Source organism: Bartonella sp. AD328YNZD (assembly GCF_042196425.1).
The window spans coordinates 1-815 of sequence record NZ_JBHIQG010000674.1 but is presented as its reverse complement, the minus strand read 5'-3'; the positions used below and the strand labels follow the sequence as shown (position 1 = coordinate 815).

Annotated in this window: 1 protein-coding gene; it reads right to left on the bottom strand. The window is 40.5% G+C overall.

Annotated features, from left to right (window positions below):
• Window positions 1-696, bottom strand: a 696-nt coding sequence (locus ACFIO3_RS14400) for a lambda exonuclease family protein (RefSeq protein ID WP_375704712.1), incomplete at its 3' end; no start/stop codon positions are given.
• Window positions 697-815: the final 119 nt, after the last annotated feature.

The following is an 815-nucleotide window of genomic DNA, read 5'->3' as shown; positions in this document are numbered from 1 at the left end:
CTCCAGCATACGCCTTGCATGCGCTCCAAGCTCCCCGCTTTCTCCCTCCTTCAAAGCAATTTCTGTTCTTATATGAAAACCTGTCTCAACCGATTTAATTTGCTGTACCATCTTCTCCAACGCCTCATTAAAACGGCTAATTTCATTTTCAAGCTTGCAAATATAGGCTTCATCACGATAAGCCCGTTTAATCAAAGGTGGCATATTTGGCCAATAGAGCATTAAATCCACCCATTCGCGTTGAGAAATCCATAACCCTCCTTGACATTGTGCTTTATGTTCTGCTGGAAAGCCCTTTTGCATGAAATGAGGAATTAAAATTTCAGGTTTTTTTGTTTTAATTTCCAACAATCCATTTTTTCCCACAAAAGCATCGGGAGAAAATCCTTGTCCGCGATCATCAGCCAAAACAAAGCCAATACATTTAGGTTCTGTATGTGTCAGTTTCCCATAAAGCTGTCGCGCGCTTGGTTCTAATTCAGTCCCACGTCGCATAGAAAGTGTTGCCCCTTCATCAACGGTTTTTCCGGTAATTCTTTCTCCCGCCAATTTCATCATCACACTCTGATAGCGTGACGTTTTTTGCCCTTGTTTTGTTCGTGCCATCACCATCTCAAACAACGAAGCCGTAATCAAACCATTACGCACTTGCTGCCATTCCTCTGTTCCTTGAATACAATCGATAATGATTGGCATGGTATTTCTCTCCTTAATCTTTAAAGTGCTTTTTTTTTGCAACATATTCTCTTTGAAACATTCATATCTTTTAAGATGCATTCCCCACTAAGAATGACAGCATCCTTAAATATTGTGCT